The sequence below is a fragment of the Nocardia sp. CA-129566 genome, from assembly GCF_050956075.1.
GTDB lineage: Bacteria > Actinomycetota > Actinomycetes > Mycobacteriales > Mycobacteriaceae > Nocardia.
Window position 1 is genome coordinate 2,783,041 of the sequence record NZ_CP192085.1, and the last position, 23,009, is coordinate 2,806,049.

Annotated in this window: 23 protein-coding genes and 6 tRNA genes; 15 read left to right on the top strand and 14 right to left on the bottom strand. The window is 66.3% G+C overall.

What is annotated here, in order from left to right; genetic code table 11:
* Positions 1-233 precede the first annotated feature (233 nt).
* Positions 234-629, bottom strand: coding sequence for a VOC family protein (locus tag ACQP0C_RS12455; protein ID WP_433734528.1), 396 nt, complete (start codon positions 627-629; stop codon positions 234-236).
* A 200-nt stretch (positions 630-829) separates the two neighbouring features.
* On the opposite strand from ACQP0C_RS12455, the gene ACQP0C_RS12460 reads away from it, so the two are divergent.
* Complete coding sequence (locus ACQP0C_RS12460) at positions 830-1,936, top strand: alcohol dehydrogenase catalytic domain-containing protein (RefSeq protein WP_433733074.1); 1,107 nt, start codon at positions 830-832, stop codon at positions 1,934-1,936.
* Between the two features lie 48 nt (positions 1,937-1,984).
* Here the strand turns inward: ACQP0C_RS12460 and ACQP0C_RS12465 are convergent, their stop codons facing one another.
* The gene (locus ACQP0C_RS12465) at positions 1,985-2,422 is read right to left on the bottom strand and encodes a MarR family winged helix-turn-helix transcriptional regulator (RefSeq protein ID WP_433733075.1); all 438 of its coding nucleotides are present in this window, start codon (positions 2,420-2,422) and stop codon (positions 1,985-1,987) included.
* 59 nt (positions 2,423-2,481) lie between these two features.
* Between ACQP0C_RS12465 and ACQP0C_RS12470 the strand changes: the two genes are divergently transcribed.
* The 8 genes from ACQP0C_RS12470 (at position 2,482) to ACQP0C_RS12505 (ending at position 9,494) form a co-directional block, all read left to right on the top strand.
* Positions 2,482-2,889, top strand: a complete 408-nt coding sequence (locus ACQP0C_RS12470) for a MarR family winged helix-turn-helix transcriptional regulator (RefSeq protein WP_433733076.1) — start codon at positions 2,482-2,484, stop codon at positions 2,887-2,889.
* A gap of 111 nt (positions 2,890-3,000) precedes the next feature.
* Positions 3,001-3,747 carry a 4-hydroxy-tetrahydrodipicolinate reductase gene (gene dapB / locus ACQP0C_RS12475; protein ID WP_433733077.1) on the top strand — a complete coding sequence of 249 codons (747 nt, stop codon included), beginning with the start codon at positions 3,001-3,003 and terminating at the stop codon, positions 3,745-3,747.
* On the top strand, positions 3,744-4,250 hold the full coding sequence (locus ACQP0C_RS12480) for a hypothetical protein (RefSeq protein ID WP_433733078.1): 507 nt from the start codon (positions 3,744-3,746) through the stop codon (positions 4,248-4,250). Before dapB ends, ACQP0C_RS12480 begins: the two co-directional genes overlap by 4 nt.
* A 466-nt stretch (positions 4,251-4,716) precedes the next feature.
* Positions 4,717-5,169 carry a flavodoxin family protein gene (locus tag ACQP0C_RS12485; RefSeq protein ID WP_433733079.1) on the top strand — a complete coding sequence of 151 codons (453 nt, stop codon included), beginning with the start codon at positions 4,717-4,719 and terminating at the stop codon, positions 5,167-5,169.
* A gap of 115 nt (positions 5,170-5,284) precedes the next feature.
* Positions 5,285-5,968, top strand: a complete 684-nt coding sequence (locus tag ACQP0C_RS12490; protein ID WP_433734529.1) for a response regulator transcription factor — start codon at positions 5,285-5,287, stop codon at positions 5,966-5,968.
* Positions 5,969-6,063: 95 nt separating this feature from the next.
* The gene (locus ACQP0C_RS12495; RefSeq protein ID WP_433733080.1) at positions 6,064-7,257 is read left to right on the top strand and encodes an ATP-binding protein; all 1,194 of its coding nucleotides are present in this window, start codon (positions 6,064-6,066) and stop codon (positions 7,255-7,257) included.
* Positions 7,250-8,263, top strand: a complete 1,014-nt coding sequence (locus tag ACQP0C_RS12500) for a hypothetical protein (RefSeq protein WP_433733081.1) — start codon at positions 7,250-7,252, stop codon at positions 8,261-8,263. The genes ACQP0C_RS12495 and ACQP0C_RS12500 overlap by 8 nt, the downstream gene beginning before the upstream one ends.
* 31 nt (positions 8,264-8,294) lie before the next feature.
* Positions 8,295-9,494: a winged helix-turn-helix domain-containing protein gene (locus ACQP0C_RS12505; RefSeq protein WP_433733082.1), complete on the top strand. Its 1,200-nt coding sequence runs from the start codon at positions 8,295-8,297 to the stop codon at positions 9,492-9,494.
* Between the two features lie 155 nt (positions 9,495-9,649).
* Here ACQP0C_RS12505 and ACQP0C_RS12510 read toward each other — a convergent pair whose 3' ends face one another.
* On the bottom strand, positions 9,650-10,096 hold the full coding sequence (locus ACQP0C_RS12510) for a toxin-antitoxin system HicB family antitoxin (protein ID WP_433733083.1): 447 nt from the start codon (positions 10,094-10,096) through the stop codon (positions 9,650-9,652).
* A gap of 147 nt (positions 10,097-10,243) precedes the next feature.
* Here ACQP0C_RS12510 and dapA point away from each other — a divergent pair, with 147 nt between their 5' ends.
* The 6 genes from dapA to ACQP0C_RS12540 all read left to right on the top strand — a co-directional run bounded on the left by dapA (position 10,244) and on the right by ACQP0C_RS12540 (position 18,671).
* The gene (dapA, locus tag ACQP0C_RS12515; RefSeq protein WP_433733084.1) at positions 10,244-11,152 is read left to right on the top strand and encodes a 4-hydroxy-tetrahydrodipicolinate synthase; all 909 of its coding nucleotides are present in this window, start codon (positions 10,244-10,246) and stop codon (positions 11,150-11,152) included.
* A gap of 67 nt (positions 11,153-11,219) precedes the next feature.
* Complete coding sequence (locus ACQP0C_RS12520) at positions 11,220-13,196, top strand: ribonuclease J (protein ID WP_433733085.1); 1,977 nt, start codon at positions 11,220-11,222, stop codon at positions 13,194-13,196.
* A gap of 22 nt (positions 13,197-13,218) precedes the next feature.
* The gene (locus tag ACQP0C_RS12525; protein ID WP_433733086.1) at positions 13,219-13,455 is read left to right on the top strand and encodes a hypothetical protein; all 237 of its coding nucleotides are present in this window, start codon (positions 13,219-13,221) and stop codon (positions 13,453-13,455) included.
* Entirely contained in the window at positions 13,452-14,078 is a 627-nt protein-coding gene (locus ACQP0C_RS12530) for a TIGR03085 family metal-binding protein (RefSeq protein WP_433733087.1), read from the top strand. The genes ACQP0C_RS12525 and ACQP0C_RS12530 overlap by 4 nt, the downstream gene beginning before the upstream one ends.
* Positions 14,079-14,315: 237 nt before the next feature.
* Positions 14,316-16,904: a DNA translocase FtsK gene (locus ACQP0C_RS12535; RefSeq protein ID WP_433733088.1), complete on the top strand. Its 2,589-nt coding sequence runs from the start codon at positions 14,316-14,318 to the stop codon at positions 16,902-16,904.
* Between the two features lie 72 nt (positions 16,905-16,976).
* The gene (locus ACQP0C_RS12540; protein ID WP_433733089.1) at positions 16,977-18,671 is read left to right on the top strand and encodes a carbamoyltransferase N-terminal domain-containing protein; all 1,695 of its coding nucleotides are present in this window, start codon (positions 16,977-16,979) and stop codon (positions 18,669-18,671) included.
* A 292-nt stretch (positions 18,672-18,963) separates the two neighbouring features.
* Here ACQP0C_RS12540 and ACQP0C_RS12545 read toward each other — a convergent pair whose 3' ends face one another.
* The 11 genes from ACQP0C_RS12545 to ACQP0C_RS12595 form a co-directional block, all read right to left on the bottom strand.
* Positions 18,964-19,323: a hypothetical protein gene (locus tag ACQP0C_RS12545; RefSeq protein ID WP_433733090.1), complete on the bottom strand. Its 360-nt coding sequence runs from the start codon at positions 19,321-19,323 to the stop codon at positions 18,964-18,966.
* 165 nt (positions 19,324-19,488) lie between these two features.
* On the bottom strand, positions 19,489-20,073 hold the full coding sequence (locus tag ACQP0C_RS12550; protein WP_433733091.1) for a hypothetical protein: 585 nt from the start codon (positions 20,071-20,073) through the stop codon (positions 19,489-19,491).
* Positions 20,074-20,082: 9 nt separating this feature from the next.
* Positions 20,083-21,039 (bottom strand): NAD-dependent epimerase/dehydratase family protein, encoded by a 957-nt coding sequence (locus ACQP0C_RS12555; protein WP_433733092.1) that lies wholly within the window; start codon positions 21,037-21,039, stop codon positions 20,083-20,085.
* Between the two features lie 123 nt (positions 21,040-21,162).
* Positions 21,163-21,234: transfer RNA gene (locus tag ACQP0C_RS12560), tRNA-Gln, on the bottom strand.
* Between the two features lie 28 nt (positions 21,235-21,262).
* Positions 21,263-21,333 (bottom strand) — tRNA-Gln (locus tag ACQP0C_RS12565).
* A gap of 4 nt (positions 21,334-21,337) precedes the next feature.
* Positions 21,338-21,410 (bottom strand) — tRNA-Arg (locus ACQP0C_RS12570).
* A gap of 25 nt (positions 21,411-21,435) precedes the next feature.
* A tRNA-Leu gene (locus tag ACQP0C_RS12575) sits at positions 21,436-21,509 on the bottom strand.
* Positions 21,510-21,516: 7 nt separating this feature from the next.
* A tRNA-Arg gene (locus tag ACQP0C_RS12580) sits at positions 21,517-21,593 on the bottom strand.
* A gap of 81 nt (positions 21,594-21,674) precedes the next feature.
* A tRNA-Trp gene (locus tag ACQP0C_RS12585) sits at positions 21,675-21,747 on the bottom strand.
* 78 nt (positions 21,748-21,825) lie between these two features.
* On the bottom strand, positions 21,826-21,972 hold the full coding sequence (locus ACQP0C_RS12590; protein WP_433733093.1) for a hypothetical protein: 147 nt from the start codon (positions 21,970-21,972) through the stop codon (positions 21,826-21,828).
* 85 nt (positions 21,973-22,057) lie between these two features.
* Positions 22,058-22,897: a class I SAM-dependent methyltransferase gene (locus ACQP0C_RS12595; RefSeq protein WP_433733094.1), complete on the bottom strand. Its 840-nt coding sequence runs from the start codon at positions 22,895-22,897 to the stop codon at positions 22,058-22,060.
* Positions 22,898-23,009: the final 112 nt, after the last annotated feature.

The window sequence follows — 23,009 nt, forward strand, 5'->3', positions numbered from 1 at the left end:
TGTCCTCAACAGGCTCGTGGCCTCAGCGCGAGGGTGGTGTCGTCGATCGGGGCGAGCTCGGCTGCGGCCTGACGAGTACCTCAAAGAGTACGCGGATGACGCGTCACGAAAGGCGGGATCGCCACGCCGAATCGACGGCGGGAAATCGCGAAAAACCAACCGGCACAATTGAAATCACGATATCAAACCAACCCGTCGGGGCAGCTGCGTTGGCGGCTGCCCCGACGTGCGCACTATGTCGGCCAACCGCCGTACGGGACGGTGATCAGCTCCAGGAAGTGACCATTGGGGTCGAGGAAGTAGACGCCGCGACCGCCATCGTTGTGGTTGATTTCGTTGACGCCCTGTTGCCGCGGGTCGGCCCAGTGATCCAGTTGGTAGCGCTGGATCTTGGCGTGGGCCGCGTCGAACTCGGCCTCGGAGATCAGGAATGCGTAATGCTGAGGCTGGATTTCGGTGATGTGCGGTGGCACGTTCGCGAAGTCGAAGGTGACTCCATTACCCGTGGGCAGCGGGATGAACGGCCCCCACTCTTTGCCCAGTTCCAAACCCAGGATGTCCGACCAGAATTCGGCGGATACCCGATGGTCGTGACAACCGACAATGGTGTGATCGAACTGTACTGACAGGGGATTTCTCCTTGGTGTCGTGACGGTCCCGGCCCCGGGCTCGGTACAAGGCGGCCTACGGGAGCACCGTCACGGGCGTCGAGGCTAGCGAATCGGTTCCCACCGTGCCACCCCCGAGTGATCGAGACCATCATTCGTAGACCGCGTTTCCGGCTGTGACCCGCCGCGCTGGCTGTGACGCCGCGCGGTAGCGTCGTGGAATGAAGATTCGAGGGGCGGTCCTGGAGCGGATCGCGGCGCCCGTGCCGTTCGCCGAGTCGGCGCCGATCACCGTCTGTGAACTGGACCTCGGCGAGCCGGGGCCGGGCGAGCTGCTGGTGCGGATCGAGGCGGCCGGACTGTGCCATTCGGACCTGTCGGTAGTGGACGGAAACCGGGTGCGACCGGTGCCGATGCTGCTCGGGCACGAGGCGGCGGGCATTGTCGAGGCGGTGGGGCCGGGCGGCAGTGATCTCGCGGTGGGGCAGCGCGTGGTGATGACCTTCCTGCCGCGCTGCGGGGAGTGCGCGGGCTGTGCCAGCGAGGGACGCACGCCGTGCGGGCCGGGCAGTGTGGCCAATAATGCGGGAGAGCTATTGAACGGTGGGCGCCGGCTGCATCGTGCCGGTGCCGAGGTGCACCATCATCTCGGGGTGTCCGCCTTCGCCACCCATGCCGTCGTCGACCGCCGATCGGTGGTTCCGGTCGATGCCGATGTGCCGCCGGAGGTCGCAGCGGTGCTCGGGTGCGCGGTGCTGACCGGTGGCGGGGCACTGCTCAATTCCGCGAAACCCGGTCCGACCGATCGGATCATGGTGGTCGGGCTCGGTGGCGTGGGGATGGCGGCGGTGCTCGTCGCGGTGTCGCTGGGCGAGCACGAGGTGATCGCCGTCGATACCGTCGCGGAAAAGCTCACTCTCGCAAAGGAACTCGGCGCGACCGCCGCCTACACGCCGGCCGAACTCGCGGAACAGGGCATCGAGGCCGATATCGTTGTCGAGGCCGCGGGCAATGTCCGCGCCTTCGAAACCGCCATCGCCGCAACGGGACCCGGCGGTACGACCGTGACCGTCGGTCTGCCCGCCCCCGATGCGCGTGCGAGCATTTCACCTCTCGCATTGGTCGCCCAGGGGCGCACCATCATCGGCAGTTACCTCGGCTCGGCAGTCCCATCCCGCGACATCCCCGAATATGTCCGCATGTGGCGCGCGGGTCGGCTGCCCGTCGAGAAGCTGGTGTCCTCCCACGTCGGGTTGGACGAAATCAACCATGCCATGGATGAATTGGCGGCCGGGCATGCACTGCGGCAAGTGATCGTGTTCGAGTAGTCCGCCAGCAGCCTTTCACGACACCCGCTGTACTGCGGATCGAAAGGCTCAGGGCTCCCACCTGTCGAGTGCGTCGACGAATTGCCCAAGCAGGCGGGCGAATTCGGTGCGCTCACCGTCGGTCCAGTCCGCCATCGCGGCCGCCATGGCGGCGCGGCGGCCATCGCGGGCCGCGGTCACGAGGGCACGCCCGGCCGGCGTCAATCGCAGGACGGCTCGCCTGCCGTCCTGTTGATCCGCGACGCGCTCGAGATGTCCGGATGAAACTGCCTGGGCGACAAGGCGACTCGCGCGCGGCTGATCGATACCCAGGGCAGGGGCGAGGGTTCCGACGGTGGTCGCGCCGGAGCTGGCCACCGCGTCCAGCACCCGGAAGACCGCAACGGGCACCGGCGAATCCTTACCGAGTGCACCCCGCGTCTGGCGCCGCCGGATCCGGACCATTGCCGCCTCGACGGCCTCGGTGACCACATCGTGCTCTTCCATTCGCTTCACTTTCATGTCATATTACATGTAGTTGTAATTCTACATGCACTGGAGGAATTGTGGCCGCACAACGCCCTATCGGTTACTGGCTCAAGGAACTCGATCGCCTGATCAACGCCCGCTTCGAGGATGACCTGGCCGCCGCCGGGCTTACTCGTCGGCACTGGCAGATGCTCAACTCGCTGGCCGAAGGCCCGCGCCCCGCCGCCGATGTTCGCGACGGTCTCGCGCCATTCTGGAACGACCTGTCGGAGTGGGACATTCAGCTCGCGTACCTGGTGGATCGCGGCGACATCACCGACGATTCGGGCACCATCGCCCTCACCGAAGCGGGCCGCACCACCCATCAGGAAGCCTTCGCCCTGATCGGCAAGCGCCGCCGTGCCATGCTCGACGGTATTACCGATGAGCAGTACGGCGAGACGGTCCGCCTGCTCGAAAAGATGGCCGAGAATATGGCGGCCTAGCAGCGAGAAGCTGACGTGCGCACCGGGCGATCAGTTCGGCGGGAGGTCAGCGGAGGGGGATGTAGCAGGGCCGATAGGCTTGCGGGGACAGCAGGCGAATGAGGAGGTGCGGTGACCATTCGGGTCGGAGTGCTCGGTGCGCGCGGGAAAGTCGGGCAGGCCATCTGCGAGGCGGTGCAGGCGGCGGGCGATCTGGAGTTGGTCGCGACCGTCGATAAGGACGAATCGCTGGAGGCGTTCACCGAGTCCGGGACGCAGGTGGTCGTCGACTTCACCAATCCCGATGTGGTGATGGGGAATCTGAAGTTCCTGGTGGAACGCGGGATTCACGCGGTCGTCGGCACCACCGGATTCGATGCGGCTCGCCTGGACGAGGTGCGCGGCTGGCTGGCCGGGCAACCGGAGACCGGTGTGCTGATCGCCCCGAACTTCGCCATCGGTGCGGTGCTGTCCATGCGCTTCGCCGAACAGGCGGCCCGATTCTTCGATTCGGTCGAGGTCATCGAACTGCACCATCCGAATAAGCTCGACGCCCCCTCGGGCACCGCCTACCGCACCGCGGGCCTGATCGCCGCGGCCCGGGACAAGGCCGGAGTCGGCCCCAGCCCCGACGCCACCACCCAGGAACTCGACGGTGCGCGCGGCGCCGATGTCGACGGCGTGCGGGTGCATTCGGTGCGCCTGGCCGGACTCGTCGCACACCAGGAGGTGCTGTTCGGCACCCAGGGCGAAACCCTCACCATCCGCCACGATTCCATCGATCGCTCCTCTTTCGCGCCCGGGGTGCTGCTCGGCGTGCGCCAGATCGCGAACCGCCCCGGCCTGACCGTCGGGCTCGACCCGTTCCTGGATCTGTGAACTCCCCGGAACCGGTCGAGGCGGGTCGCGCAACCGAGGTCCGCAAGGTCGTCGCGTTCATCGCGGCCCTGGTCGTCGCGCTGGGCTTCTACTTTCTGCTGCTCGGCCGCATCTCGATCAGCCTGATCGGTTCCGGTGACGCGCCCGCCGTGATCATCGGCATCGGTGTGCTGATCCTGCCGCTGCTCGGCGTCTGGATCGTCGTCGCCACCGTCCGCGCCGCCTTGGCTCACCAGCATCTGGCCCGCCGGATCCACGAGGAGGGCCTGGAACTCGACACCTCCGAGCTACCCCGGCGCCCCTCCGGCCGCATCGAGCGCGAAGCCGCCGACCAACTGTTCAACCAGGTCAAACAGGAATGGGAGGCCGATCCGGACAACTGGCGCGTCTCCTACCGCCTGGCCCGCGCCTACGACTACGCCGGTGACCGCAGCCGAGCCCGCGAAACCATGCGCCGCGCAGTCGCGCTGGAGAAACTCGAACACGACTCCCACACCAACTGACCGCCCCCAACAACTGCGAATCCGGTCACACGATCACCATGCAACGGTGCAGGCAAACCTCGTGGAAGCACCTGCCTGAGCGCATTCTCGTCGGCTCGGGTTGGTGGGGTGTCGGGTTGGACGTCAGGGAGTTGCTGCAGTCGGGATCGGAAGATCGGCTTTGAAAGACCCCCGAACAGAGCAGTCCCCGGTAGTCTTCATCGAATTCGTGAGTCTCAACCGTCGTTGATTTCTCCGATATTCGACTGACTTGCCGGGGGCCTGGCCGAATCCTGGAATGTGTCTCCGATGTCTACGAACGTCTTCGTCCGACAGTTCGGCACTTTCCGGTATTCCGGTGTAACCCTTAATTTTCCTCTACTTTTGTCGCCAGTCAATAGCTAGATGGCCTGGAATTGGCCCGATTTTTGGCTCAATGGCGCACTGGCGTCCCACCCTTAACACGTGCCGCAGTACGCTGCTCGATGTGTCTCGGCTGCTGATCATTCATCACACTCCCTCACCGCATATGCAGGCGATGTTCGAGGCCGTGGTGTCCGGTGCGACAGATCCGGAGATCGAGGGTGTCGAGGTGCAACGCCGTGCGGCGCTGGCGGTTACCGCCAGCGATGTGCTGGCCGCGGATGGTTATCTGCTCGGTAGCCCGGCGAATCTGGGCTATATGTCCGGTGCGCTCAAGCATGCGTTCGACACGTTCTACTACCCGTGTCTGGATTCGACGCGCGGTCGGCCGTTCGGTTTCTACCTGCACGGCAATGAGGGCACCGAAGGGGCCGAACGCGGGGTGGTCAGCGTGACCAATGGGCTCGGCTGGGAGAAGGTCGCGGCGCCGGTCATCGTGATGGGCCCACCGTCCAAGGACGATATTCAGCGCTGCTGGGAGCTCGGGGCGACCGTCGCGGCGCAGCTCATGGCGTAGCGGCCCCCCGAATTTTGGTGTCTGACCGCGGGCCGCGGCCGCCGGGCATACTACGAGGTGACGTTGTAGCGGTGGGGATGTGGACGAGTTTGCTCGGGAACGGAGTATCGAGGTGATGTGGGCCGAAGGGGGCGAAACAGCACCGCGCCGGATCGGGCTGGTCGAGGATCATGAGTCGGTGGCGATCGGGCTTGCCGCGATGCTGGCGCCGGAACCCGATCTCGATCTGGTGCTGACTGCGGGGACCGTGCCGGAACTACTTGCGGCAGCGGTGAACAGCGCGCCGCTGGATCTGGTCGTCCTCGATCTGCGACTGGCCGATGGATCCTCGCCGGAAGAGAATGTGCGCGCGCTGCGCCATCGCGGCGTGGAGGTCCTGGTGTTCACCGGCGCGGATAACGCGTTCCTGGTGCGCGCCGCCGCGAAGGCCGGTGTGCTCGGCGTGGTGCGCAAGTCTGAGGATGTGCCGACGGTGGTCGCGGCGGTGCGCCGCGCCGCCTCGGGTGAGCAGGTGGTGACCACGGACTGGGCCGCCGCCATCGATGGTGATCCGCAACTGTCCGACGTGGGCCTGAGCCCGCGCCAGGAAGAGGTGCTCACCCTGTACGCCTCCGGTGAGAAGGCATCCCGCGTCGCGCGGCTGACCGGACTCTCCGAACAGACCGTCAACGACTATCTGGGGCGTATCCGGCAGAAGTACGCCGATGCGGGTCGTCCGGCTCCCACCAAAACCGACCTCTACAAGCGGGCGGTAGAGGACGGATGGCTACCGGTTCCCGAGCGGCAGCCCCGGGGATGACCGCGTCCAGCGCGCTGGACACCTCATCACCAACCGCGAGTTCTGCCTCGCTGGACCCGTTCCGGGCGAGTCGGTGGCGTCGTGGGCGGGTCGCGGTGTCCAGGCAGAAGATTGTCGAGGCGGCCTCGGATCGCATTCTGCGCCGCATGGGCCTGGCCGTCGGCCTCGCCGGAGTAATCGTCGCGATCGTCGAACTGCCCGACATCGCCGACCAGGCCAAATTCGTCTCCGGCGCTTGGGCGAGCCTGGTGGTCGGTGTGGCGCTGGGGTGGTTCCCGGTGCTGGCGGTCGTATCGATCGCGATGGGCACCGGGGTGATCCGCATGGTGGCCGGCGCGGCCGCGGTGAGTTACCTTGCGGCGCTTGCGACCATGCCGTTCCTCTACGCCGCACCGCTGACCGATACCGCATCGGTGTGGATGTATCGAGTGCTCGCACTCGGTGTGCTCGCCGCCGTACTGGCCTGGCGTCCGGCACTGGCCGTGGCCTATCTGCTGGTCGCCGCCGCGGCCGCGGCGCTCGCGAACCGGTACGTGGTGCCCGATGCGACGGCGTGGTCGCTGATCGACGACTTCGCCAGGGCCGCCGGCCTGTGTGCGCTTTTCCTCTGGTGCTGCATCTACGCGCTGGCGGCGGCCGCGCGGGTGGACCGTGAGTCGGTTATCGCGAGTCGCCGCGCGGCCGCGGTGGCCGGTGCGGCCGCCCGGGATCGGGAGCGCGCCCGATTCGCCGCGCTTATCCACGACGCGGTGCTATCGACGCTGCTCGATGCCTCGCGCGCCGGCGCCGAATCGCCGGTGCTGCGCCGTCAGGCCGAACGCACGCTCGAACAACTCGACGAATGTCGCGGCGCCAGTACCGAACCCGACCGGTTGGACGCGCAATCGGCGATCGGCTTCCTGCGCTCGGCGGTGCACGAGGTGAATCCGGGTATCCGTTTCACCGCGCGGCGCTGGGCCGGACTCGATGACCTGCGACTGCCCGTGCACGCCGCCGGCACCATTGCCGCGGCACTCGCCGAGGCGGCCCGAAATAGTCTGCGCCACGCCACCGTTGCGGGCCGCACCGTGCAGCGCACCGTCACAGTGACGATCAGTGCGGGTGGTATCCGGGTCGTATTCCGTGACGACGGAGCGGGTTTCGATCTGGATCGGGTGCCCGCCGACCGGCTGGGCGTATCGGTGAGCATTCTCGGCCGGATGCGGCAACTGGCCGGTGGGGCCGGATTCGTGGAATCCCAGCCGGGGGAGGGCACCACGGTGACCCTGGTCTGGGGTGGCGATGGCTGACACCGGTAACGAATTCGGCCTGCGCGACCTGCTCGGGCTGCGGGACGGGTCGGCATGGCTGTTCCTGGTCATCTTCGAGGCGACGATCGTGCTCTATATGATGCGCAACTTCGCCGAATCGCCGCTGATTCTGGCGTTGATCGCGCTGGTGCTGCTGGTCGGGGCCGGGGTGGTGGTCCTGGTGATTCCGGTCGATCCGCTGCCGCTGCCCGCGGCGATCGCGGTGGCCGCGGCCGGTCCGCTCGCGACCGCGATGACCACCGTCGATATCGATCACGGCATGTCCAAACAGGTCTGGACCGCGTTCGCCTCGTCCTATGTGCTCGCGGTGCTGGTGTTGCGCGGCCGTTTGGGTGCGGCGTGGTGGGGTGTAGCCGGGATCGCGGCCGTGGTCGCGGTGGTCGGCGCGACGACCGGGCTGCGGGTGGTGGTCGGGTCCATCGTGCCGATCGCCACGGTGGCCGGGGTTTCGATCGGTGCGGCGGTCATGCGGCCGATGCAGCGTTCGCTGCGGCTGCTGCGGGAGGAGGCGACCATGCGCGCGGCCGCCGAGGCCACCATGGCCGCGCAGAACGGTGAGCGCGATCGGCAACTGGCCCGGCTCGACAAGGTGGCCCGCCCGATTCTGGAACGCATTGCCGACGGCGCGGAACTCACCGCAAGTGAGCGGGAGGAGTGTCGACTGCTCGAGGCCGAACTGCGCGACGGATTGCGCGCACCCCAGCTGGTGACCGATGAGCTGAGCAGTGCCGCCCGCGGTGCGCGCTCACGCGGGGTCGAGGTGGTGCTGCTGGATGACGGTGGTTTCGCCGGGGTCCCGAAGTGGGTGCGCCAGCAGGTGATCGAATCCGCGACCCGCGAATTGGACGCGGCAAATGCCGGTTCGGTGACCGTGCGGGTGCTGCCGATGGGACGACGGGTGCTGGCCACGGTGCTGGCGAACGCACCGGACCGCGATCGGCGCACCGAGATCGATACCGCGGGTGAGGTCTCGGTCTCGACGTGATCTGTCGGACCCCCATGGCATTGTCGTGGGCATGCGGAAGATGAGTGCGGCCGCCGCACGTCGGACGGCGCTGGCCGCGCAAGGGTTCGCGGCGCGGCGGCCCAGCGTGACGACTCGGAAGTCGATACTGGGCGCGGTGGCGAGAACACAGCTGCTGCAACTGGATTCGGTCTCGGCGGTGGTGCGCGCGCACTACGCGCCGGTTTTCAGCCGGATCGGTGCATACGACCGCACACTGCTCGACGATGCCGCCTGGAGCAATGGTGTGCGGCGCCCGCGGCGGCTGGTGGAGTACTGGGCGCACGAGGCCGCGCTGATCCCCGTCGAGGATTGGCCGCTGATGCGGTGGCGAATGCGCAGATACGAGCACGGTCGCTGGGATGGCATGCGCCGGGCCTTGGAACGCAACCCCACCCTCGGCAAGGACATTCTCGATGTGATCACCGAGGTCGGCGCGGCCACCGCGGGTGAGGTGGAGCGTCATCTCGAACTGGACAAGCCGCGCCCCAAAGGGTCCTGGTGGAATCTCAGCGATACCAAGATGATCTGTGAACAGCTCTTCGCCGCCGGTGAACTCTCGGTCGATAAGCGGGTCGGTTTCGCCAGACACTACGACCTGGCCGAACGGGTGATTCCGCCGGAGATCCTGGCGCGCGATGTCTCCGAGACCGAGGCGGTGCGGGAGTTGGTACTGCGCGCTGGTTCCGCACTCGGCGTCGCGACCGAAAACGACCTGCGCGACTACTACCGGCTGCACCGATCGCAAACCGAACCGGCGATCGCGGATCTGGTCGATGCGGGGGAGTTGGCGCAGGTCGAGGTGACGGGGTGGGGTAAACCCGCCTATTTGCGCGCCGGTGCGTCCACCCCGCGCCGGGTCGAGGGTGCGGCATTGCTGTGCCCGTTCGATCCGCTCATCTTCTTCCGCGCCCGCACCGAGCGGATCTTCGACTTTCACTATCGGATCGAGATCTACACGCCGGAACCCAAACGGGTGCACGGCTATTACGTTTTTCCATTCCTGTTGAACGGGGAGTTGGTGGGCCGCGTCGATCTGCGGGCCGAGCGTGCCGCCGGGCGGCTGCTGGTACCCGGCGCCTTCGCCGAGCCCGGCCACAGCACTCCGGAGACGGCGCGAGCGCTCACCGACGCGCTGCGTGAGATGGCCGACTGGCTCGAACTCGATGAGGTGGTGATCGGCGAGCGCGGTGATCTCGCGCCACTGTTGTGAGCGCTCGCCCTCAGGCCGATTTCGGTTTCCGCGGTCCAGGTCGAATCGACCAGCGCCGAGAACCCGACCACCGCCTTCGCAGGAAGTAGAGCACCGGGCGGCCCGATCGCGGCTCCCACCGACCCATTCGCCGCGCGGTGTGCCTCGCGGCCGGCTCAGATATCGCGCTTGGGCCCGTATCCGCGCATCTGATCGCGCAGCGCCCCGCTGACGGCGTTCGACAGCCACGAGTTCAACGAAACTCCACTCGCCGCGGCTGCTTCCTCCGCCTTGGCCTTCATCTGCTCGACCAATCGCAGGGTGACCCGGCTGATATCACCGGTCATTTCCTCGAAGCTCGGATGTTCGCTCTCGGTGGGCGGGTTCTTGCGGACGTCCACGGTCGCATCGGTGCCGTCCACCGATACGTGTACCGTCCGGTCGCCGAGTTCGGTGCTGACCTCCGCGGCGAGATCCGACAGCGCCGCGAGCAGCGCCAGTCGCGCCGAGCTCTCCGTTGCCGCCGCCAGGGCGGCGGCAGTGGCCTGGGTCTTTTCATCGCCGAGTGCGGCGGCCGCGATCAGGTCCTCGCGTAGCCGGGCGGTGTATTTGTTCAAATCCATGACACCAGTGTGACGCCATTTCTGATGTCATTCAAGGAAAGTTTTGACATCATGATCATGGAGTGGGAGGTGAATCACTCGCCCGGGCAAGCCGATCGGCGGTCGGGGTGTCGAGGGCGTTCCCTGGAGCGGGTAGCCTTTCTGACCATGACGAACGGTGAATCGACGCCAACGGAGCTGCGCGCGTCCGGCACAGTAGGTGTCGCGATGGTGACCCCCTTCGGTGCCGACGGCAAGCTCAATGTCGATGCCGGGGTCGCGCTCGCGGCCCGTCTGGTCGACCGCGGCGTCGATTTGCTGGCGATTTCCGGGACCACCGGGGAATCGCCGACCACCACCGAATCGGAGAAGGCGGACCTGCTGCGCTCCGTCGTCGATGCCGTCGGCGACCGTGCCACCGTGATCGCCGGTGCGGGCACCTACGACACAGCGCACTCCATCGAGCTCGCCCGTAATGCCCAGCGCGCGGGAGCGCACGGCCTGCTCGTGGTGACCCCGTACTACTCCCGCCCGACCCAGGACGGCCTGCTCGCGCATTTCACCGCCGTCGCCGATGCCACCGACCTGCCGGTCACCCTGTACGACATTCCGCCGCGCTCGGTGGTTCCCATTGCCAGCGACACCCTTCGCAAGCTCGCCGAACATCCGCGCATCGTCGCGGTCAAGGATGCCAAGGGCGATCTGAACGCCGGTGCCGACCTCATCGCGAATACCGATCTGGCCTTCTACTCCGGCGACGACGCGCTGAATCTGCCCTGGCTCTCGGTCGGCGCGACCGGATTCATCAGCGTCATCGGGCATCTCGTGCCCGAGCGGCTGCGCGCCCTGCTCGACGCCTACACCGCCGGTGACGTGGTGCGTGCCCGTGAGATCAATGCGAGCCTGCTGCCATTGAATGCCGCGATGTCGCGCCTGGGCGGCGTCGCGATGAGCAAGGGCGGGCTGCGCCTGCTCGGCGTCGAGGTAGGCGAACCGCGTCTGCCGCAACTGATGCCGACCACCGAACAATTCGATGCCCTGGCCGCCGACCTTCGGCTGGCAGGGGTGCTTTCATGAGGAGTGAGCGAATCAACGACACCGCACTGGCAGACATGATCGAACCGACCAGAGGTGAGGTGCAGTCATGACTGAATCAGTAGGCCGCAGACCCCGCCGGAGCGCGACCCGCGCCGCGGGCGCACCCGAACCCGCGGCGAAGCGTCCGGCCCGTTCGGAAAAGTCCGATCAGGCAGCGCAATCCGATGCTGGTGACCTATCGCGGTCCCCTGAAACAGCGCCCGCCGCGAAGGCTCCCGCAGTGCGGGCGCCCGCTGCGAAGGCTCCGGCCGCCAGGGCCGAGCAGCCCCGCAGGCAGGGCCGCGGCCGTCAGCAGGGTGGCCGCGGACGCGGTGAGCAGCCCGCTGCCCCCGCCGAACGCGCCGCCGCCGACCGCCTGGGCGCGCCGCCGAAGCTTCCCAAGCACGGTCTGCGCGTTTTCGCCCTGGGCGGCATCGGCGAAATCGGACGCAATATGACCGTTTTCGAATACGGCGGCAAACTGCTCATCGTCGACTGTGGTGTGCTGTTCCCGGAGGATCAGCAGCCCGGCGTCGACCTGATCCTGCCCGACTTCCGGCCCATCGAGGACCGGATGGACGATGTCGAAGCCATCGTGCTCACCCACGGCCACGAGGATCACATCGGCGCGGTGCCGTTCCTGCTGCGGCTGCGCGGCGATATCCCGGTCGTCGGATCGAAATTCACCCTCGCGCTGGTGGCCGCGAAATGCCGCGAACACCGGCAGCGCCCGAAACTCGTCGAGGTGATCGAGGGCCAGCACACCACGCACGGCCCGTTCGGCTGCGAATATTTCGCCGTCAACCACTCGATTCCGGACGCCATCGCCGTCGCCATTCGCACTCCGGCGGGCGTCGCGCTGCACACCGGCGATATCAAACTCGATCAGCTGCCGCTGGACGGTCGCCTCACCGACCTGGCCGGATTCTCCCGCCTCGGTGACGAGGGCGTCGACCTGTTCCTGGTGGACTCCACCAATGCCGAGGTGCCCGGCTTCGTCACGCCCGAACGCGAGATCGGCGGCGTCCTGGACACGGTGATCGGCAAGGCCCGCAACCGGGTGATCGTCGCATCGTTCGCCAGCCATGTGCACCGCATTCAGCAGGTGGTCGATGTCGCCCAAAAGTACGGGCGCCGTGTGTGTTTCGTCGGCCGGTCGATGGTGCGCAATATGGAGATCGCGCAGGAGCTCGGCTATCTGACGGTGCCCGACGGCGTGGTCGTCGACCTCGATGTCGCCGCCACCCTGCCCGGCGATCGGCTGGTGCTGATCTCCACCGGATCGCAGGGCGAACCGCTTTCGGCCTTGTCGCGGATGGCGCGCGGTGAACACCGCCAGATCAATATCCGCGCCGACGATCTCGTGGTGCTGGCCTCCTCGCTGATCCCCGGCAATGAGAACTCGGTGTTCGCGGTGGTCAACGGTCTGGCCCGGCTCGGCGCCACGGTGATCACCCAGCAGAACGCGAAGGTGCACGTCTCCGGGCACGCGTCGGCGGGTGAGCTGCTATATCTGTACAACGCGGTGCGGCCCACCAATGCCATGCCGGTACACGGCGAATGGCGGCATCTGCGCGCCAATGCCGCGCTGGCGGTGGCGACCGGTGTGCCGGAGGATCGGGTGGTCCTCGCCGAGGACGGCGTGGTGGTCGACCTGGTCGACGGGATCGCCTCGATCGTCGGCCGGGTTCCGGTCGGACATGTGTATGTCGATGGTCTGTCCGTCGGCGACGTCGGCGAGTCGACACTGTCGGATCGTCTCGTCCTCGGCGAGGGCGGGTTCATCTCGATCACCCTCGCGGTGGACTCGACCACGGGTAAGGCGGTCAGCACACCCGAGATCAGTGGGCGCGGATTCTCCGATGATCCGACCGCGCTGCTGGACGCTGCGGAGTTGGTCGAGGCCGAACTGCTGCGGCTGGCCGGTGAGGGTGTCACCGATACCCATCGGATCGCGCAGAGCGTGCGGCGCGTCGTCGGCCGATGGGTGGCCGAGACCTACCGCCGCCGCCCGATGATCGTTCCGACGGTGATCGGGGTCTGACTGCAACTGCGAAAACCGCCGGATGACATTGTCGCCCGGCGGTTTTCACGTGGTCGGTGCCGCGCGTTCTTCCTTGGTGTCATGGCTGGTGCCGCTTTCGAAGCCGCCACCCGATTCGGCGCTGCTCGTTGCGGATGAACCCGAGCTCGGCGAGCTGTTGTCGGAACTGCACGCGGTGCAGAGCAGGGCGGTCGTGGCAAGCGCGATCGCGGATGCGGGCTGCCGCGACAACACGGCATCGGATATGTTCAGCGAATGAGCATGGCGCAACGGGAACGTCGGGCACTGGTGGCCGCGATGTCCGCGGCGGGGCCGGACGCGCCCACGCTGTGTGGCAGCTGGACCGTGCGAGATCTGGCCGCGCACTTGGTCGTTCGGGAACGCCGCCCGGACGCGTCACCGGGCATCCTGCTGAAGCCGTTGGCCGGATATCTGGGGTCGGTGCAGACGAAGGCGGCGCGGCGGCCCTTCCCCGAACTGCTGGAAGATGTGCGGACCGGTCCGCCGTGGTGGTCGCCGCTCAAACCGGTCGATGCCGTCGTCAATCTGACCGAAATGTTCGTCCATCACGAGGACGTGCGGCGCGGCGCGCCCGGCTGGGAGCCACGCGAACTGCCCGCCGCCGATGAAAACAAGCTGTGGACGGCGGTGCGCCGCATGGGACGCATGGCCTACCGCAAATCGCCGATCACGGTCGAGTTGGCCACCCCCGGCGGCGAGCACGCCATCGTGCACACCGGATCAGGGGCGGCGCGGGTGACGCTGACCGGCAAGCCCTCCGAATTGCTGCTGCACGCCTTCGGGCGCGATGAGGTACGGATCGAGACTGCGGGTGATCCCGATGCCGTCCGGACGGTATTGAGCCTCGATCGCTCGGTGTAGCCGGTGCCGTGCCGGGCAACACGCCAACTGCGATGATAATTTCGCGACGACTGATTTCGTTCGTACATGGGTAACTCGTCGGGCACGCCCAAAAGCCGCCTAGCACTTCACTCTCGGCCCGGTTCGGTGCTTTAGCGGCACTCACGACCGGCAAAATACACGGGGAGGCGGATCGGTGACCTGCGATACGCGTGTGGTTGATGGTCTGAATGGGGCGTTTGCGGCTAGCCTGAGCCTATGGCAGGTAAGTCCCGCAGCTCCACGACCACTCGTGCGCGGGCGGGAACAGCCCGGGGGAGGACCACGGCGGCACCTCGTTCGGGCCAGGCTCGCACCGCCGCGCAACGCCGGTCGCCCGCGCCGCGCGCCCGGACCACCGCGGCGCGCCGCCCGGTCCGCGGCAAGTCGAATACCGCACCGCTCGCGGTATTCAGCCGCGGCATCACCAGTGGCTGGAATATGCTCGCGCGCGGACTGGGCGCCACCACCCGGGCGGTGAGCCGGGCGGGCGAAATCGAACACGGCCATCGTCGCGATGGCATCGCATTGGCCCTCATCGCGCTCAGCGCGGTGATCGCGGCCGCGGTGTGGCTGTCGGCGGGCGGGCCGATCGGGCACTGGGTCGAAGCGGCGATTCGCGCGGTCTCCGGATCGGCATCGGCCGGATTGCCCTTCGTCGCCACGGGCATCGCCATCGTCCTGATGCGGACCGAGGCGAATCCGGAGATCCGGCCGCGGCTCGTACTCGGCGGATTGCTGATCGGGTTGCCGATCCTGGGATTGTGGCATATCGCGGCCGGGGCGCCGACCGATGCGCACGGGCGTTCCCGCGCAGCGGGTTTCGTCGGTTTCGTGGTGGGCGGGCCGCTCACCAATGGACTCACCGCTTGGCTGTCGGTACCGATTCTCTTGCTGGCCATCGTCTTCGGGCTGCTGCTGGTGACCGGAACCACCGTGCGCGAGGTACCGCAGCGACTGCGCGAGTATTTCGGCACCGGCAGCGGCGGCGACGAATACGGTGACTTCGACAGTGAATCCGACTTCGATCCGGCCAACTACGACGCCGACGGATTCCCGCTGCATCGAAATACGAAGTCGAAGCGGCGCGGCCGCACCCCGGAGGAGAATTACCCGCCGGACGAATTCGGCGGCTCGGACGCGGTCACCGAGGTCATCGGCGAGCCGCCGCTGCGCGATGCGAAACCGATCGCGGTGGCGGAGGTCCCCGAGGACAAGCCCAAGCCGAAGAAGCGTGCCCCGGCAAAGGTCGAGGACCAGACGCCGCCACCACCGAAGCAATTGGAGTTCGTCACCGACCGTGAGGTCGAGGGTGATTACACGCTGCCGCCGCTGACCCTGCTGACCGACGGCGAGCCACCCAAGAAGCGCAGTGCCGCCAATGAATCGATGATCGAGGCGATCACCGAGGTGCTGGTGCAATTCAAGATCGACGCGGCGGTCACCGGCTTCGTGCGCGGTCCGACGGTGACGCGCTACGAGGTGGAACTCGGCCCGGGCGTGAAAGTCGAGAAGATCACCGCGCTGGCCCGCAATATCGCCTATGCCGTTGCCACCGAGAATGTTCGGCTGCTCGCTCCGATTCCGGGTAAATCCGCCGTCGGCATCGAGGTGCCCAATTCCGATCGGGAACTGGTGCGCCTGGCCGATGTGCTGAAGGCGCCCGCGACCCGAAATGACCACCACCCCTTGGTGATCGGCCTCGGCAAGAATATCGAGGGCGATTTCGTCTCGGCGAATCTGGCCAAGATGCCGCATCTGCTGGTCGCCGGTTCCACCGGTTCGGGTAAGTCCAGCTTCGTGAACTCGATGCTGGTGTCGCTGCTCGCGCGCTCGACCCCGGACGAGGTTCGGATGATCCTCATCGATCCGAAGATGGTGGAACTCACACCGTACGAGGGCATTCCGCACCTCATCACGCCCATCATCACCCAGCCCAAGAAGGCCGCCGCCGCGCTGGCCTGGCTGGTCGAGGAGATGGAGCAGCGTTACCAGGATATGCAGGCCAATAAGGTGCGCCACATCGACGACTTCAACAAGAAGGTCAAGTCGGGTGCGATCACCGCGCCGCTGGGCAGCGAGCGCGTGTACCGGCCCTACCCCTACATCCTCGCCATCGTCGATGAACTCGCGGACCTGATGATGACCGCACCGCGCGATGTCGAGGACGCGATCGTGCGCATTACCCAGAAGGCCCGCGCCGCGGGCATTCACCTGGTGCTCGCGACGCAGCGGCCCTCGGTGGACGTGGTCACCGGTCTGATCAAGACCAATGTGCCGTCCCGATTGGCCTTCGCCACTTCGTCATTGACGGATTCGCGCGTCATCCTGGACCAGCCGGGCGCCGAGAAGTTGATCGGTATGGGCGATGGTCTGTTCCTGCCCATGGGCGCGAATAAGCCCACCCGCCTGCAGGGCGCGTTCATCTCCGATGAGGAGATCCACGCGATCGTCGACTTCAGCAAGAACCAGGCCGAACCCGAATACCAGGAGGGCGTCACCGCCGCGAAGGCGGGCGAGAAGAAGGACGTCGATCCCGATATCGGCGATGACCTCGAGGTCTTCGTGCAGGCCGTGGAACTGGTCGTGACGTCACAATTCGGCTCGACCTCGATGCTGCAGCGCAAGCTGCGCGTCGGCTTCGCCAAGGCGGGCCGCCTGATGGACCTGATGGAAACCCGGGGCGTTGTCGGCCCGAGTGAGGGTTCCAAGGCGCGCGATGTGCTCATCAAGCCCGACGAGCTAGAGGGTCTGCTGTGGACGATCCGCGGCGGCGGTGCCGAGGAGCCGGAGAGCCCGGAGGCGTAGCGCCGAAAACGCTTCGGCGACAACTATTCTCACCGCCGGTGGGCCACTGCGGCGTCGGTACAGTGGCCCGACATGGTGATCTGCGGAATCAAGGTGTCGCACGATGGCGGTGTCGCGGTTGTCGAGGACGACCGGCTGGTGTTCAGCATCGAGATGGAGAAGCTCGGCAATGGACTCCGCTACAGCACGCTGGGTGATCTCGACCGGGTCGCCGAGATTCTGCGGTCGGAGGGGCTGGAGCCAGCCGATATCGACCGGTTCGTCGTCGACGGCTGGTTCGCGAATGGTGAAGTGCCGGATACTGATTCGACGGAGCCCACGAGTATTGCGACGCTAGCGGGTGGCCGTCCGATCGAGCTGGCGGTGGCTCCGTATCAGGATCGGCCCGGGCGCACGGTGCCGATCGCGCGGCACCGCTTTCGCGGTCACGGATTCGGTTCCGCCGCTGAGGAGTACGTCAGCTATCACCATGTCGACCAACACATTCTGGGCGGCTACTGCACAAGTCCGTTCGCGGCGCGCGGGGAGGATGCGCTGGTGCTGGTCTGGGACGGCGGCACCGCAGCACGGGTCTACGCTGTCTCAGCGGCGGCCCGAACCGTCCACGCGGTGGCCACCGTGCTGCCGATCGTCGGCAATATCTTCACCTTCTTCAGTTCGCACTTCGAGCCGTTCATCCCGAAAACCGAAGGTCTGTCCCGGGATCAGATCCTGCGGCAGCACTTGGCCATTCCGGGGAAGGCCATGGCCTACGCCGGGCTGGGCGCCGTCGCGGAGTCGGCCTACCCGGTGTTCGACGAAATCCTTGCGGCGCAACCGAACCCGTCGCAGGATGCGGCACGTTTGGTCGGTGCGAAGGTATCGGCGAATCGGGACGAGCTTTTTCCAGGGTTGTCCGATGCCGATCTCATCGCCACCTTCCAGGCGTATCTGGGGGATCGGTTGGCGCGGGCGCTGAGTTCGCTACTGCGTCAGGACTCTTCGTTGCCATCGAAGCTGGTGGTGACCGGCGGCTGCGCCTTGAACATCAAGTGGAACTCATTGCTGCGCGCGCAGGGCATCGTCGAGGAGATCTGGATTCCGCCCTTTCCCAATGACTCCGGCGCCGCGATCGGCGCCGCATGCTGTGAAATGTTCCGGTACGGCCGGAGTCCGGCATTGCGGTGGGATGTGTACTCCGGTCCGCGGGTCGGTGTCAGCGGGGTGCCGGAGAACTGGCGCAGACAGCCCTGTGACGAGCGGGGAGTCGCGCGCTTGCTGCACCGGGTGGGCGAGCCGGTGGTGGTGCTGTCGGGTCGGGCGGAGCTGGGACCGCGGGCGCTGGGCAACCGCAGCATTCTGGCTCCCGCGACGGATGCGGCGATGAAGGACCGGCTCAACGACATCAAGAACCGTGCGCACTACCGGCCGGTGGCGCCGGTCTGCCTGACCGCGCGTGCGGCGGAGGTCTTCCAGCCCGGTGGCAGCGATCCGTACATGCTCTTCGAACACCGCACCCGCCCCGAGTGGACCGACCGCATTCCGGCGGTGCTGCATGTCGACGGTACGGCGCGGCTGCAGACCATCGATGGATCGGCCAACCGCGCCACCGCTCGGATTCTGGCGGGGTACGAGGCCATCAGTGGCGTGCCGGTGTTGTGCAATACCAGCGCGAATTTCGAGGGCCGGGGGTTCTTTCCGGACGTAGCGTCCGCGGCACGATGGGGTGGTACCCGCTACATCTGGTCCGAGGGGTACCTTTTCACCGATCGGTCCGGCACCGCCTGACGGGCACGGCCCGGCCGGAGTATTCGGCCGGGCCGCGCCGTTGCCTGGGTCAGCAACGGTTCGAAGGGACCTGCGGGATGTCGATCTGTGCTTGCGATGCGAACATCGCGGAGATCATATTCAGCAGTGCGTCCACGAGCTACCTCCTTTCCGTCGTCATCGACGGGCCGCGCCTCGCCTGGGTCAGCACACCCTCGTAGGGACCGGAATATCCAGGTGTCCCTGCGTCGCGAAGAGTGCGGCGATCATGTTCAGGAATGCGTCCACGGTTTACCTCCGCTCGGTCCGGTGCCTACTTCTTGTCGAGATCGACCAATTTGCAGACACACAGCGTCACGGTGTGCGCGAGGATGCCGCCGAAGTAGCTCTTACAGAACTCCGCGTAGCCGATGGGGTCGCACTGGTGCGCATGCCAAGCCGAATCGACCTCGAGGTCATCGGGCAGGTAGTTGCCCTGCATGCCGCTGGCGCGGAAGCGCTCCAGCGACCGCTGATAGCGGGTGACCCGGTCATCGATCTGCTCTTCGGTCAACGCGGTGGAACCTGGCCAGAACAGGTGGCCCCAGCGCAGATTCTCTTTCAGGTGAGTGGTATCGAATTCCGCAGGGGGGACTTCGGTTTCGGTCGACGCCGACGCGGTGGTAGTCGTCATAGCCTGGTTCCTCGATTCGTTGAGAACTCACCATGTCGGCCAACAAGGCTCCAGAAGTGCTGGAGGCCTTAGAGTTTCGACAGTCGCCCAGGTAGTGTCAACGGTCACATCTCCCCAAAATTGGGAGGTTCGACAATGAAACTACTTGCGCCGCAAGATCTTTGCCTAGTGTTGCGAGAGATCTGGCGGGAAGTCGTAATGCGTCGGCACGACCGGGTTCATCGATCGGGTGCCGACGACCAGTGCGATTTCGTCATACGGGGCGAAACGATACGAGGCGGGATCGCCGGGAAAACGGACCCCGTTGACGTAGAGCTGCACCGCTTCGAAGGGGGTCAAGTGGATCGGGCCGACCTGGTCGGCGGTCAGCGGCTGACCCCACTCGGTGCAGAACTGCCCGAGCGTGAACGGGATATCCTCGGCCGACTCGAGGTGCACGATCCCGGTCGCATCGTGGGTATGCATCGGGGAGCCCAGCCGGCGGGCGTCATCGATCCCGATCAGGGCCGGGACGACGACCGGCTGCCCGAAGACGATGACATCGAGATGGGCATGATAGTGATAGGTCGTCGACATCTTGTCCAGCAGCGGCAGACCGGCGGCGTGTACGGCGGCAGCGGTGTCGGTCGGCAGGTCCCATGTCGGTTGCAGCAACGCCGAACCCGAGGGCGGTGCGGCCATCGCGGTGGCGCCGAAGGCGCTCACCAGGGCACCCAGCGTTGCGGTGAGAAGTGAAGAGGCAATTCGCATTTCACGAAACTATGCACAACCCGGTGAGCGCCGGAGCTGATCCTTCCCATCGGTGGCGGCGCCGATGCGAACTGCCCAGGCGTCGGTGATGATGGTGTCGATATCGGACGAGGTCGGCGACCAGCCCAATTCGGTACGCGCACGCCTGCTGTCGCTGATGAGCCGCTGCGGTTCCGGTGCCGCGGCACGGTATTCGACCGGGATGCGGCGCCCGGTCACCCGCGCGGCCGCGGCAACGAGGTCGTTGACGCTGGTGCCGACACCGGTGCCGATGTTGTAGCGACGGTACCGGCCCGGTCGGGGGAGTCCGGTCACGGCGGCGTCGAAGGCGCGCGCGGCGTCGTCGCGATGCAGGTAATCGCGGACCGCCGTGCCATCGCCATTGACGACCAGCGTCGAATCCGTGCCAGCGGCGACGGCGAGGGTCCGCGAGACGATCCGTGTGTCATCCGGATCAGGGCCACCGGCAATGTTGAACAGCCGCAACACCGTTGCGTCGAGCTGACCGGTCGCGGCCTGTGCGGTGATCACCGATTCGGCGGCCTGCTTACTCGCCGCGTACGGGTGCGGCGGATCGTCGATCAGATCCTCCGACATGGGTTGCTGCTGCGGTGTCCCGTAGATCGCCGCGGTGGACGCGAATACGAGTCGTTGCACCCCGGCCGCCGCCATGGCCCGCAGCAGCGTCACGGTTCCCGTCACGTTTACTGCGAAGTAGTCGAGCGGCTCGGCAAACGATTCGCGAACGCGAGTGAGCCCGGCGAGATGGCAGACCAGATCGACCTCGCGCAGTGCCGCGCCGAGGGCGTCCTGGTCGCACAGGTCGGCGGTGTGGATCGCAATCCCCTCCGGGACACGGGAGCGTTCATGATGCACCAGCCCGACGACATCGTGTCCGCTGGCGCACAGGGTCGCCGCGACCGCGCTGCCGAGGTAGCCGTTGGCTCCGCTGACGAATATTCGCACGGGGACATCGAACCAGCCCGACGGAAGCGCCGGTGCGGTGGTAGCTCATCGTGGAGTCGAACCACGCGGCAGGGCCTTATGAGAGCCCCGGGGCGAACCTGCATGAGCCCGGATAGGAATGGGCTGGAGTGCCAGGATTCGAACCTGAACCCGCGAAGTCAAAGTTCGCAATGCTGGCCGTTACACCACACTCCACCGATCCCGGCGAGCGCCGGGAAATCAGTTGGAGTGCCAGGATTCGAACCTGGATCGACGGGGTCAGAGCCCATCATGTTGCCGTTACACCACACTCCATCAGCGCGCTCGGAAGGATTCGAACCTCCATCCGCCTGAGTCGTATTCAGGTGCTCCATCCGTTGAGCTACGAGCGCTGGTCCGGGTATGTGACCCGGATCGTTCCCTCGGCGAGATTCGAACTCGCATCAACCGGATCCTAAGTCCGGTGCCTCTGCCAATTGGGCTACGAGGGAATGGTTTTGGTACCCGTGGGTGGAATCGAACCACCGACCTGCGCCGTCGGAGGACGCTGCTCTGCTCCGCTGAGCTACACGGGCTCGAACCCGATCTACGGCAGGGTTATTCACATCTCGCATTACGAAAAGCCCACTGCCGCATATTCGCTGTGAAGTTATCTGCACGGATGGAGGGACTCGAACCCCCAGCCGACGATTTTGGAGATCGTTGCTCTTCCAGTTGAGCTACATCCGCTGGACAAGAAAAGGGGCCGCTCCGTGGCGACTATTTCGCCGGGAGCGGCCCCTGCTCAGGCCTTCTCGAATCGAGACCTCAGGGGCGGCTCCGGGTATTCGCCTGCCGCAGCTGCGACATCAGCGGCCAGGTCAGGCGCAGCTGCGACGTCGACAGCCGGGCGCCCGCACGCAACTGCCAGGCACCGGCGAGGGAGCGTAGTCCCTGGTCCTGAGTGCTGGTCATTGCGTTTGCCTTTCGTGGTCCCGATTACGGGGTGCGATTACGTTCTGGATAACGCTAACACCGACAGACACGATGAGGAACCCATTTATTCCCCACCGGCGAGTTGTCGGCGTGCTTGCACGGTGTATGTGAGTGGCAGCCGTTCCGGATGCTCGGTCAGCCGCCACTCGCCATTCGCATCCCGGGTCATCTGGCCGGGCAATGCCTCCCAGGGAACGCTGCGGTGCTCCACAAGTCCGGTGATGGTCAGGCCGTGGTCGAGTAGTGCGGTTACCACTTCGCCGAGTCCGTGGTTCCACTCGTGGGTCATGATGTGGCTGAATTCGGTGTCGGTCTCGACATAAGTCGTTCCGTCCGAAAACACCATGGGTTCGGGCATTTCGAAGTATGGATAGCCGACAGTCGGTCGGTCGGTACGGGTTTCGTCGATCGCCCACAGCATCGGATGGCCCTCGCGCAGAAACAGCCGACCGCCGGGTCGCAGCAGGTCCGCGACGGTTCGCGCCCAGCGATCGATACTCGGAATCCAGCACAGCGCGCCGATCCCGGTGAATACCAGATCGAATTGTGCTGTGCCGAGTGCGGATACCGCGTCGTACACATCCGATTCGACGAAATTGACCGGGGCCCCGGTCTTTTCGGCCAGTAGCCGAGCCTGCGCGAGCGACGCGGGGGAGAAGTCCAGTCCGGTCATCCGCGCCCCGAGTCGCGCCAGGGAGATGGTGTCGGTGCCGATGTGGCATTGCAGGTGCACGCCGCGCAGTCCGCGGATATCGCCGAGTAGCGGCAGATCGAACCGGACCACTTCGCTGAGGTAGGCCGGATCCGCGACGAATCGGGCCACGGCGTAGTCCGGCGATGCGGCATGTGCGGGTGCGCGCTCGTCCCAGTTCGCCTTGTTCAGGATGCGGTAGTCGTCGGTCATGCCCGCGACTGTGGCACGGTGGCCGCCCGATTCGCATGTGAAATTATGGTCAGCAACTATCCCGCTAGCCAGAAGAACGGACAAATCGGGCATGATTGCTGTCATGACACAC